The organism is Saccharibacillus qingshengii (genome assembly GCF_013185195.1).
GTDB classification, from domain to species: domain Bacteria; phylum Bacillota; class Bacilli; order Paenibacillales; family Paenibacillaceae; genus Saccharibacillus; species Saccharibacillus qingshengii.
The window spans coordinates 15,483-27,641 of sequence record NZ_JAAZWC010000040.1; the positions used below are offsets into that span (position 1 = coordinate 15,483).

10 protein-coding genes are annotated in these 12,159 nt (G+C 53.6%); 4 read left to right on the forward strand and 6 right to left on the reverse strand.

Annotated features, from left to right (window positions below; translation table 11 throughout):
• Positions 1-17: 17 nt before the first annotated feature.
• Both HRQ60_RS21800 and HRQ60_RS21805 read right to left on the reverse strand, forming a co-directional pair.
• Positions 18-524 carry an ADP-heptose synthase gene (locus tag HRQ60_RS21800; RefSeq protein WP_172200274.1) on the reverse strand — a complete coding sequence of 169 codons (507 nt, stop codon included), beginning with the start codon at positions 522-524 and terminating at the stop codon, positions 18-20.
• Between the two features lie 94 nt (positions 525-618).
• Entirely contained in the window at positions 619-1,626 is a 1,008-nt protein-coding gene (locus HRQ60_RS21805) for a YpdA family putative bacillithiol disulfide reductase (protein WP_172200277.1), read from the reverse strand.
• 542 nt (positions 1,627-2,168) lie between these two features.
• Between HRQ60_RS21805 and rsgA the strand changes: the two genes are divergently transcribed.
• Positions 2,169-3,323, forward strand: coding sequence for a ribosome small subunit-dependent GTPase A (gene rsgA / locus HRQ60_RS21810; RefSeq protein ID WP_246281436.1), 1,155 nt, complete (start codon positions 2,169-2,171; stop codon positions 3,321-3,323).
• Positions 3,324-3,351: 28 nt separating this feature from the next.
• On the opposite strand, the gene HRQ60_RS21815 is transcribed toward rsgA, so the two are convergent.
• Together HRQ60_RS21815 and HRQ60_RS21820 are read right to left on the reverse strand one after the other, a co-directional pair.
• Entirely contained in the window at positions 3,352-4,608 is a 1,257-nt protein-coding gene (locus HRQ60_RS21815; protein WP_172200280.1) for a carbamoyl phosphate synthase small subunit, read from the reverse strand.
• Between the two features lie 188 nt (positions 4,609-4,796).
• Positions 4,797-5,117, reverse strand: coding sequence for a hypothetical protein (locus tag HRQ60_RS21820; RefSeq protein WP_172200283.1), 321 nt, complete (start codon positions 5,115-5,117; stop codon positions 4,797-4,799).
• Positions 5,118-5,319: 202 nt separating this feature from the next.
• On the opposite strand from HRQ60_RS21820, the gene HRQ60_RS21825 reads away from it, so the two are divergent.
• The 3 genes from HRQ60_RS21825 to odhB all read left to right on the forward strand — a co-directional run bounded on the left by HRQ60_RS21825 (position 5,320) and on the right by odhB (position 10,566).
• Positions 5,320-6,150 (forward strand): PPK2 family polyphosphate kinase, encoded by an 831-nt coding sequence (locus HRQ60_RS21825; protein ID WP_172200286.1) that lies wholly within the window; start codon positions 5,320-5,322, stop codon positions 6,148-6,150.
• Positions 6,151-6,374: 224 nt separating this feature from the next.
• Entirely contained in the window at positions 6,375-9,254 is a 2,880-nt protein-coding gene (locus tag HRQ60_RS21830) for a 2-oxoglutarate dehydrogenase E1 component (RefSeq protein WP_172200289.1), read from the forward strand.
• Positions 9,255-9,258: 4 nt separating this feature from the next.
• Positions 9,259-10,566, forward strand: a complete 1,308-nt coding sequence (gene odhB / locus HRQ60_RS21835) for a 2-oxoglutarate dehydrogenase complex dihydrolipoyllysine-residue succinyltransferase (RefSeq protein WP_172200292.1) — start codon at positions 9,259-9,261, stop codon at positions 10,564-10,566.
• Between the two features lie 100 nt (positions 10,567-10,666).
• Here the strand turns inward: odhB and HRQ60_RS21840 are convergent, their stop codons facing one another.
• Together HRQ60_RS21840 and HRQ60_RS23520 are read right to left on the reverse strand one after the other, a co-directional pair.
• Positions 10,667-11,776 (reverse strand): AI-2E family transporter, encoded by a 1,110-nt coding sequence (locus HRQ60_RS21840; RefSeq protein WP_172200295.1) that lies wholly within the window; start codon positions 11,774-11,776, stop codon positions 10,667-10,669.
• A gap of 141 nt (positions 11,777-11,917) precedes the next feature.
• Positions 11,918-12,159 (reverse strand): hypothetical protein (locus tag HRQ60_RS23520; RefSeq protein ID WP_216671669.1); only part of this gene is annotated, 242 nt, incomplete at its 5' end.

Genomic DNA, 12,159 nt, shown 5'->3' on the forward strand with positions numbered 1-12,159 from the left:
TGGTGTCCGGCAGGTCCTTAGAGTTGGGCCGTGCCTTCCAGTGCAAATTCGAAATCGTCGATATCGAAGACCTGAACCGGGACGGCGGCCGCAATGATCCGCTGGATCATTTCGAGCTGGTCGGTCAGGACGGGAGCTTCTTCTTTGAGGGCCGACAGCAGCACCTCGGTTTCGATCGGATCGAATACCTCGCCGTAATGGGCGTTGTCCACCGCATTGATAATGCTCAGCTTGATCTGGTCGCCAAGCAGGATAGGCGCACTTTTCGCCCAGGGTACCGATAAGGCTTTCTGGATCTTCTTTTTGTTCAGCGGTTCTTCGAAATAAGCGACCAATTCTTTGACTTTTTCTTTGACATGTTTGTCGTCGCCGGGCTCGTTCATGAGCGGCTCGGAGCCTTCTTCGAATTCGTAAAGTTCCAGTACGGTTGTATACGGAACGATATATTCGACCGGACGGTTCACCGAGAGCAGCTGCCCGTAAATGGCGACCATGACGGCTTCAATGACGAAACGTTGAGACATAAGCAGCGGTCCTCCTAGCGGTCGGGTGACGATCTTGCAATCGTGCCGACGCAATCCTCGTATGTGGGAAGTATAGCACAACAAGGCCGTGAAATCAGCTTTTTGCAGACTTTTCCCCCGCACGGACCCGGCTGGCGATATGCTTGGCAATAAATCGACCGTGCATGCGGCCGCTCTCGATAAACACCTCGTTGGCGTTTCTTCCGGACGCGATGACACCTGCCACATAGAGCCCGGGTACGCCGGTTTCCATCGTTTCGGGATCGTACACCGGTTTGTCGAGATCGTCCGACATCTGCGCGCCGGCTTCGGTCAGAAGCTTGCGGTCCGGACGGAAGCCGGTCATGGCCAGCACAAAGTCGTTTTTGATTCGGGACTCGCTCTCCGGTCCTTTGACGACGACGTAGTCTTCGCCGATCTCGCTCAGGCTTGAACCTAGGTGGAGGGTAATCTTCCCTTTGGCAATCATGCCTTCGAACAGCGGGCGGACCCACGGTTTGATATGCTGGGAGATTTCCGTTCTGCGGTAGATCATATCGATTTTCGCTCCGACGCGAATCAATTCGAGCGCGGCATCGACCGCCGAGTTGCTTCCGCCTACGATCGCCACGTTCATGCCGGCATACGGATGGGCTTCGCGGAAGTAATGCGTCACTTTGTCTTTTTCTTCGCCGGGAATACCCAATTCGTTCGGATGATCAAAATATCCCGTTGAGACGACCACGCTGCCGGCTTCGTATTCGCGTCTGTTGCCCGCACGGTCGCAGGTTTCGACGCGGAACGTACCGTCCGGCTGGGGACGTACCGACAATGCTTCTTCATACGGGGAGATGCGCAGATCATAATGACCGGCTACTTTGCGGTAATAAGCCAACGCTTCATGCCGAAACGGCTTTTCATTGGGCGAAGTGAACGGCACTTCGCCGATTTCGAGCAGTTCCGCCGTGCTAAAAAATTGCATGTTGGTCGGGTACAGATAGATCGAATGTACCACGTTATGTTTTTCGATGATTCGGACGGACAGTCCGCGGCGTCCGCATTCGATTGCGGCGGATAATCCGCATGGTCCGGCGCCTATAATCAGAACATCTTCTTTTTCCATAGTCTGCGTTCTTCCCCCTTGACATGTTCGTGCTTCCTGCAAATACGGCCTGCGAAAAAGGCATAAACCTTTCTTCTTCATTATCGCGCAAAGCTGCTTTTTCGTCCAACGCGGGGCAGGATACGGACAATGCTGCATAAAAAAAGCTTGACATTCTTTTCGAAGCTCCGATAAACTGTGGGCAAATGATGGTGAGAGGAGAGATAACATGGCATACCCTTCATATTCGATTGTTTATACCTGTTGCAATCTCTCTCTACGCCCGTCGATCTGAACGCTTGGTGCGCATTTTCGATTTCTTTATCCAAAAGGAATCAGGCATGCTGCGGCGTATTGCGACGTGGTGCTGCCTCCATACTGCCCAAGTCGTGCCGCAAGGTCTGTTTGATTGAACAAACGGAGCCTGTGCGCGGTTTGGGAACGGGCAGCCGGGGAGAGAACTCTCCCCGGCTTTTTTGCGCTCTTTTTCGGACAAAAGAGCGATGGGAGAGGGTCGGTAAAGGCTGAATCACCGATAGACATCCCATTTTACGGAGGCATTTATGAATAAAACGAATGAAACGAATCAACAAAACCGAAACGTTCAAAAGGATCCTGTACAGACTCCGCCATTCCCGGCTTCTTACGGCTGGGATGAGCACTGGGAAGGCGTTTGGCGCGAAGCGGGCTACGAAGAATCCGGTCTGCTTCCGGTAAGGATGACGGCCGATTTCGGCCAAATGTTTAAAGTCGCGACTGCCGAAGGCGAGTATAGAGCCGAAACCACCGGTCGTCTGCGCCACTTGACAGGCAGCGAAGCCGAACTCCCGGCAGTCGGCGATTGGCTGGCGGCGGAGATCCTGCCCGGCGAACAAAGAGCCCGTATACACGGCGTTCTTCCAAGGCGAAGCCGAATTTCTCGCAAAGCGGCCGGTGCGCCGGTAAAAGAGCAGATTATTGCCACCAATATCGATACCCTGTTTGTGGTCACTTCGCTCAATTTCGACCTGAATGTCCGGCGTTTGGAACGTTACTTAATCATGGCTTGGAACTCGGGAACGCAGCCGGTTATTTTGTTAAACAAATCGGATCTGTGCGACGATGATTTTCGCGAGCGGGCTCTGCTGGAAGTAGGGCGTTCTGCTCCCGGAGTGCCTATTCATGCCGTGAGTGCACAGACCGGCGCCGGTCTGGAAGAAGTGGCTGCCTATTTTGCCGGAGGGCGAAGCTGTGCCTTGACCGGAACATCGGGCTGCGGCAAGTCTACCCTGACCAATCGCCTTGCAGGAGGAGAAGGGCAGCGAACAAGCGAAATCCGGGAAGACGACAGTCGGGGGAGGCATACGACAACCCACCGCCAGATGGTAGCCATGCCCGGCGGAGGGATCCTGATCGATACGCCGGGCATGCGCGAACTTCAATTATGGGAAGGGGAGGAAGACGGATTTTCAGGTGCTTTTTCCGATATTGAAGCTCTGGCTGCCGGCTGCCGGTTCCGCGACTGTACCCATACCGGCGAAGAAGGATGTGCGGTTAAAGAAGCTTTGAACGAAGGGGAGCTGGATGCGGGCCGGATGGCCGGCTACCGCAAAACGCAGCGCGAGCTTGCTTTCCTGGAACGCAAAGAAAAAAGCCGCTCTTCGTCCGGCCGGGCTGCCGCAAGCGGCAAACGCGATCGGAAAGAGCGGCGAAGCAAAGATTGGCTGCAGGAAGACTGATTTCGGCGGATTCACAAATCGGAATCGTTCAGTAAGCGGACGGAGCGAGCCGTTTCTCAACCGGAGAAGCGGCTTGTTCCGTTTCTTTGCGTTGGGGATGTCGATTGGCGGCCGCTCCGGCCGCCGTGCGCAAACGTTCCGGCGCATGGAGACTGCCGTTCTCAGACCCTGCGGCTTTTGCTTTGGCGATCGACGAAACATAAGAAGCGCGTTTGGCTTTGAACGTATCGACCATATCGAGAAACTGGTCGAACAGCAGGTTGCTGTCGGTCGGTCCGGGTGCGGCTTCGGGATGGAACTGTACGGAAAATGCCGGAGCGCTGCCATGTTTGAGTCCTTCGACGCTGCCGTCGTTATTGTTGATATGGGTAACGATCAGGTCCGTTTGGGCAAGGCTGTCTTCGAGCACCGAGTAGCTGTGATTCTGCGAAGTAATCAGGCAGCGGTTGGTGGACAGGTCTTTGACCGGATGATTGGCTCCGCGGTGACCGAATTTCAGCTTGACCGTGTCCGCGCCCGAAGCGAGGGCGAACAGCTGGTGCCCCAGACAAATGCCGAAAAGAGGCGTTTGTCCGATCAGCTCGCGTACGGTCTCGACCGCTTCCGGAACGTCTTTGGGATCGCCGGGGCCGTTGGACAGCAGCACGCCGTCGGGATTGAAGCGGTGAATATCGGCTGCGCTCGCCGTATGCGGGACCACGACTACATCGCATCCGCGCTGTCCGAGTTCTCTTATAATACCGGCTTTGCTTCCGTAATCGATAACGACGATCCGCTGCTTCGTGCCGGGAATCCGGTAAGAGCGGGGCGTCGAGACCTGGTTTACCTGATCATGGAGAGAGGAAGTGGCCCGAAGCTGTTCGAGCAGTTCTTCGACGCTTGCGTTTCCGGTAGTAATCAGCCCGCGCAGCGTACCGTGATTGCGCAGACAGCGTGTCAGCATACGGGTATCGATATCCGAAACGCCGGGAATGTCGTATTCTTTGAGCATCGTACCCAGATCGTATTCGGCACGCCAATTGCTTGGAGCCGTCTCGTAGCGTCGAACCACGAAGCCGTGGATCCAGGGCCGTGTCGCTTCGAAATCTTCGCGGTTAATACCGTAGTTGCCGATCAACGGCTGGGTCATCGTCACGATCTGTCCGCAGTAGGAAGGATCCGACAGGACCTCCTGATAACCTGTGATTCCCGTATTGAATACGACTTCGCCTGTCGTTTGTCTGTCGCTGCCGAACGAAGTTCCCGTAAACAAAGTTCCGTCTTCCAATATCAGTCTGGCTTTCATCCTGTTTCCCTCCCTGAGCTGCCTTGCTTATCTGAGGAGTTTTGAACTCCGTCACTTTTGATTTTAATTAAATATACAACAATGAGAATAAATATGCAAACCATTCCACAAAAAAAGCGGGAGCTTTCCCGCCTTTTCTCTGCTGCGTTATTTGTGCTTCTTCATTATTGTCCTCTATCGCTTGAGACTCAGCGCGCAAATCCGTTAACAGCGGAAGAATTCTCCCAATGGGAAGATACGCCGGCGGCCATCGCAGGAGAATGTTCCGGTTCTCCGATCTCGATGTAGCGGTCCTGCGCACAATCGTACTCCACCAGGAAACGATGGGGATTCGCGCATGCCGTACAAATGGCACTGCCTTCGAGCAGCAGTTTGTCCGGCTCTTTTGCGATCAGTTTCATCCAGGCGACCGGACCGCTGATGTATCTTGCCCCGTTCGGATCAAAAGCGCCTGTGCATTGGAAGGTGCGAAAACAGTGTCCGCAGACGCATTCCTTTTTCAAAAACATAAGACCCATCCTCCTTCGGGATTATTTTTTTGGTGCCGATACTTTTAGGCTTGACAAACTATTACCACGGGCTTTTTTCTTGAAACCTTTTTGGGGAAAATGTTTCTTTTCGGCAGCTCCTTTTGTAAACCCGGCGGCAAAAGGAGACAAAACGGGTACTAATAGAAGATGGACAGCGTGAAGCACAAAGGAGTGAAGAAGGATGAAGATCAAAACACCGTTATGCACGGGAGACAAAGTACGGCTGGATCGGCTGCCGACCGCCTATACGCTTAGTGAGCGCCCCGGGGACAAAGAAATCGATGCGAAGAAAAAAAAGCTGGGCCGAAAGCTGGAACAGCTGCAGGAGCGTCTGTTTGCTTCGCGCAGCCAGGCGGTTTTGTTCGTTTTCCAGGGAATGGACTGCAGCGGCAAAGACGGCACGATCAACCGTGTTTTTTCCCAAGTGAATCCGCAGGGGGTGCTGATCCACAGCTTCAAAGCGCCGACGGACGAAGAGCGGTCCCATGACTATCTGTGGAGAGCGCACCGCTTCGTGCCGGGAATGGGGTACATGGGAGCTTTCAACCGTTCCTATTATGAAGACGTTCTGATCAGCCGGGTGCACGGAATGATCGAAGACGAAGAAGCCGGCAGACGTTTTTCCCAGATTAACGACTTCGAGAAAATGCTGACGAATAACCGGGTGACGGTGGTTAAGATTTTCCTGCATATCTCCAAAAAGTTTCAGCTGGACAAACTGATCGCCCGTATCGAAAATCCGCATAAAAACTGGAAGTTCGATTCGAGCGATCTGGCGGAACGCAAACATTGGGACCGGTATCAATCCTGCTATGAAGACGTACTGACCCAATGCGCGAGCAAGAAGCGGCCTTGGCATGTGGTGGCGGCGGACGATCGGGCTCTCCGGGACCTCGCGGTGCTGCAGATTGCCGTCGACACCCTGGAGAGTCTGGACCTTGATTTCCCTCCGCCGGTACCTGAACTTCAGAACCTTCTTCCGGATCTGTATCAGGAGCGCGAGAAAGCGTGACCGGAGAGTTTTATAGATGACCGGCAGGTCGAGATGACCGAAAAAAGGGAACGCTTACACGTGGCACTAGGGTTGGCGAAAAATTTAGCAAGGAACTTGCCGAACAAATTGAACTTGCTAGCAAAAAGCGGTACAATCGAGAAGTAAACGCTTTGTTCACTAATTTGTAAAAAAGTGCTCCACAAGAATGGGCTTTTGCAAACACAAGACGGAGGGTGGCAGCGATGACGAAACGATTTTCGAACACGCAGGGGCCATGGGAAAAGTATTACGGTCCGAACCTCGGATACGTACAGGAGCAATACGAACGTTATCAGGAGAATCCGGAATCGGTGGAACATTCCTATCGGGAGCTGTTCGAACGCTTTGGCGCACCGCCGCAGCATCCTGCTTCGGGGATAGGGGTTTCAGCGGAAACAAACGGAACGGCAACCGATGCTCAAGCATTAAAGAAAGCGGTTGCAGCGAGCAAGCTGGCATGGAATATCCGCACCTACGGACATTTGGCTGCGGATATCGATCCGATCGGACTTGATGAAAAACCGAAAGTTTCGTTTCTCGACCCTGGTGAAGTGGGATTGAACGAGCAGGATCTGGCTTCTCTGCCTGCTTCGTTGATCTGGGAAGACGCGCCTCAGGACGTTTCGAACGGACTGGACGCTATTCGCAGACTGCGGGAGGTTTATACGGGAACAACGGCTTACGAATTCTCGCACGTCCACGACGAAAAAGAACGCGACTGGCTGAACCGGCAGGCCGAAGAGCGTCAGCTTTCTGCCAAGGAATTGACCCAAGAAGAACGCAAATCGCTTCTGGAGCGTCTTGTGCAGGTTGAACAGTTTGAAGAATTCCTGCATCGGACATTCGTCGGCCAAAAACGCTTCTCTATTGAAGGAATCGATATGCTCGTTCCGGTGATGGACGAACTGGTGCGCGGATTCTCGAAAGCGGGAGCGGAACATGTGCTGATGGGGATGGCCCACCGCGGGCGTCTGAACGTGCTCGCGCATGTGCTCGGCAAACCGTACGGACGCATTTTCTCGGAATTCCATCATGCGCCGAACAAGGATTTGATGCCGTCGGAAGGCTCGATGGGAATCAACTTCGGCTGGACCGGCGATGTCAAATATCATTTGGGTGAAAAACGTGCGGTCGGCGAACAGGGCAAGACGCGTCTGACGCTCGCCAATAACCCGAGTCACTTGGAATATGTCGATCCGGTTGTCGAAGGATTCGCGCGTGCCGCCCAGGAAGACCGGAGCGTGCCGGGGTATCCGAAACAGAACACCAACGCTGCGGCTTCGATCCTCGTGCACGGCGATGCGGCGTTCCCGGGTGAAGGCGTAGTGGCGGAGACGCTCAATTTCAACCAGCTTCCCGGTTACCAAAATGGCGGAACGGTACATATTATCGCCAACAACCGGTTGGGCTTTACGACCGAAAGCGGCGATTCCCGTTCCACTCATTACGCAAGCGACTTGGCGAAAGGATACGAAATTCCTATCGTGCACGTGAACGCGGACGATCCGGATGCCTGCATCGCGGCCGCGCGTTTGGCCTGCGAATACCGGATGACGTTCAAGAAAGACTTTGTTATCGATCTGGTCGGTTACCGCCGCTACGGTCACAATGAAACGGACGATCCCGAAACGACCCAGCCTCTGGTTTACAAAAAGGTGAGGGAACACGATACGGCAGCGGCCGTTTTTGCAAAAAAATTGCATGAAAGCGGTGTGATTGGAGAAGACGGTTTGGCGGAACTTCGCAGCAAGATCAATGCCGTCTTTAAGGAAGAGTACGAAGAAATGAAGAACGGCAAGCAGGGCGAGAGCCATCCGTTCCCGTTTGCTTCGAGCATCGACGAAAAGCCGCTCGAATCCGTGCAGACTTCCGTCGAACTGGAACGGCTCCGATCGATCAACGAAAATCTGCTCAAACGCCCGGATACGTTCAATGTTTATCCGAAGCTTGAGCGTATTCTTCAACGCCGTTTGAATACACTGGACGAAGGCGAAAAAGTGGATTGGGGACAAGCAGAGACGCTTGCGCTCGCAACCATTCTGTCCGACGGCACGCCGATTCGGATCAGCGGCCAGGACGTGGAAAGAGCGACATTCGCGCACCGGAACCTGGTGCTGCACGATTCGAAGACGGGCGAAACCTTCTGCCCTCTCCATGTGCTGCCTGAAGCCCGCGCTTCGTTTGCCATTCATAACAGCCCGCTGTCCGAAGCTTCGGTTATAGGCTTCGAATACGGCTACAATGTCTATTCGCCGCAGACCCTGGTTATCTGGGAAGCCCAATACGGCGACTTTGCGAATGCGGGACAAGTCCTGATCGACCAATTCGTTCTTCCGGGACGTTCCAAATGGGCGCAAAAGTCGAGCCTTGTCATGCTGCTTCCGCACGGCTATGAAGGTCAAGGTCCGGAACACTCCAGTGCAAGGCTGGAACGCTACCTGCAGCTCGCCGGCGAGAACAACTGCACCATTGCCAGCGTGACGAGTGCGGCGCAGTACTTCCATCTGCTGCGCCGCCAGGCGGCAATGACAAACCGCGAAGATGCCAAGCCGTTGGTAGTCATGTCGCCGAAAAGCCTTATCCGCAATCCGCGGGTGGCTTCGCCGGCTTCCGACTTTACGGACGGCGGCTTCAAAGCGACAGTCGAACAGCGGGGGTTGGGCGATTCGCCGGACCGTGTAACGCGTGTCCTGCTGACCGGCGGCAAAATCGCGGTAGAGCTGGAAGACGCGATCGAAAAAGATCCGGATGCCGATTGGAGCTGGCTGCATATCGTCAGAGTCGAGCAGCTCTATCCGTTCCCTGCACGCGAAGTATCCGCCTTCCTCGAACGTTTCCCGAATCTCGAAGAGATCTATTGGGTACAGGAAGAACCGCATAACATGGGCGCCTGGCGCTATATCGAACCGAATATCCGGGCCGTTGCTCCAAAAGGCATCGAAGTGACGTATACCGGCAGACCGGAACGTTCCAGTCCGGCAAGCGGCTACCAGCATATCCATACTTTCGAACAGCAGAAGATCATCCAAACGGCCCTGGGCCAAAATTCATCCAAAAAAAATCAAATGAGTTTGGGGAGGTAGCGCTGTGAGCGACATTAAAGTACCGGAAATGGGAGAGTCCGTCACCGAAGGCACGATTCTGCGCTGGACCGTGGCTGAAGGAGACGCCGTACAGCAGGGAGACGTTCTGCTGGAGCTTGAAACGGACAAGGTCAATTTGGAAGTGAGCGCGGAATCCAGCGGTTTGCTGGAATCCCTGCTCCGTCAAGAAGGCGACACGGTACAAGTCGGCGAAGTCATCGGCCGGATTCGTACTGGCGATGCGGCCTCGTCGACGACGGGGACCGCTTCCGCTCCGATCGGCGAAGAAAAAGCTGCGCCGGCTCCCGAAGCAGCACCTTCGCTGCCGTCCAGCCCCAAAGCCGCCGAAGCGGTTAGCCCGCCTCCGGCAGAGAGCGGCGACACCTCGGCCAAAGCTTCGCCGGCCGCGCGCAAGCTTGCGCGCGAACGCGGTGTCGAGCTCGGCAGCGTGCCGAGCGCCGACCCGATCGGTCGGGTCTACTCCGGCGACGTGAAATCGTTCGCCGACGGCGGCCCGGCCGCCCAGACTCAACCGGCGCCGCAGCAGCCGGCCGCGAAGCCTTCGGCTTCGCCAAAAGCGGCACAGCCCGCGACTTCGAGCGACCCGCTGAAGCCGGTCGAACGCCAGCGCATGTCCCGCCGCCGCCAGACGATCGCTACCCGCCTCGTCGAAGCGCAGCACAACGCCGCGATGCTGACGACGTTCAATGAAGTGGACATGACGGCGATCCTCGATGTGCGCAAACGCCGCAAAGACAAGTTCAAAGAAAAGTTCGACGTAAACCTCGGATTTATGTCGTTCTTTACCAAAGCGGTTGTCGGTGCACTGAAAGCCTTCCCGGCTGTCAATGCGGAGATCGACGGCGATGAAGTGGTCTACAAGAAATTCTACGATATCGGGATTGCCGTATCGGCCAAAGAAGGACTTGTGGTACCTGTCGTACGCGACGCGGACCGACTCGGCTTTGCCGAAATCGAGAAATCGATCGCGGGCCTGGCGACCAAAGCGCGCGATAACCAACTGGCTTTGTCCGATCTTCAGGGCGGTACATTTACCATCACGAACGGCGGCGTCTTCGGATCCCTGCTGTCGACTCCGATTCTGAACGCACCGCAGGTCGGTATCCTGGGTATGCACAAGATCCAGCTGCGTCCGGTGGCAATCGATGCGGAACGTATGGAAAATCGGCCGATGATGTATGTGGCGCTTTCCTACGACCATCGCATTATCGATGGGTCGGAAGCGGTTCGTTTCCTCGTCAAAGTCAAAGAACTGCTTGAAGATCCGGAGTCGCTCCTGATCGAAAGCTGATAGGCCCCGTATACAATTTCATATTTTGCACATGACAAAAGACCTTGCGAACTTTATGTTCGCAAGGTCTTTTTTTATATTCCTTATAGATGTCAGGGCACTAGGTAAGGTCGACCTGTTTCACTTTGCTGCTGCGATAATACCGATAGAGATGAACAACAACGATCTTTACGACCATATAGAGCGGAATAATGATCAGAATGGCGACGAAGCCTCCGATTGCACCGCTGCTCAGAAGCAGAAAGACCGTAGTCAACGGATGGATATCGAGTGCGGAACCGTAAATGATAGGAGACAGGAGATTGTTTCGCAGCATTTGACCCGCTGCGATTACTACGACAATCCAAATCACCGAGCTGGGGGCATCGATAAATCCAACAATCAATGCCGGCAAAGCTCCCAGATACACGCCGATATAAGGAATCATGTCTGTCAGAATGATAAACAGAATGAGCAGGAGCGGGTAGGGCACGCCGACGATCAGGAAACCGATCAGATCGAATACCCCTACACACGTGGCCAAAAAGACCCTTCCGACGATAAAGCTGCTGAGTGCCGTATCGATATCCCGCGCCGCATGGCGAAAGCTGGGACGATATTTTACGGGAACGGTTTTGAGCAAAAAGGCATAACCTTTTCGATCGTCTTTCAACATAAAATACAAAATCATGGGAACCGTAGAAACGACAAGGAAAATCCATGCGGCAACAGACAACGCATTGCTGAGAGAAGTCGTAATAGAATTGATGAAATTCTCAAGATAGCCAGACAGCTGCTGCGGAATGTCTATGCCAACATCAATATCATTGATTCTTGTTCCCCAAATTTCCTGTTCCTGCAGTTGGAAGAGCAGCATTTGAAGTTGATCCGAGAAATTCTGGGCAAGTTGGGGAAGGTTATCGCTGAAGTTCAAGAATTGCGATCTCAGGATCGGCCATACCCAGATAGCGAAACTCACAAAGACTCCAACCGCTGCGGCATACAGAAGAAGAATCGACCACGGACGTTTAATTTTCCATTGATCGAGTTTGCGTATGGTCGGTCGGAACAAATAATAGAGAAACAGCGCCAAAACCACCGGGAAAAAGACCAAACTAAACGCCGCTTTAAGCGGAGCGAGAATACCCGGTATTTTGGTGAGAAGAAACAGAACGATCAGCACGGCAATCATATGTAAGGCAATACGAAGAAAATGGTCGGACTTGAACATGACAACCTCCTTTGCAAAAAATGAAAGATCGATAAAAAGAAAGCGTTTCATTTTTGTTTGATATGGATTATAGTAATAGAGAACTGATCGATAGAAAACCGTTTCTTGTCGATTGATCTCATTATAACGCAAGATGGGGATTTATACTTCCGGAGCCGAAGCAAATACGGATTGAAAAGAAATTGAAAAAGTCCTTGCATCCTTGCTTGGTTCGTGGTAAGATATAAATCTAGTCGCCAAACGAAAGTTTGCTTGGTTGTCACAACCAAGATAGGCGGCAGAAACGAAATAAACAACTGCGTTTGCTCCTTGAAAACTGAACAGTAAGTGAGTCGCGATGATGCAGATCATCGTGAGAATAAAGGTTCTTGAGCAATCAAGAA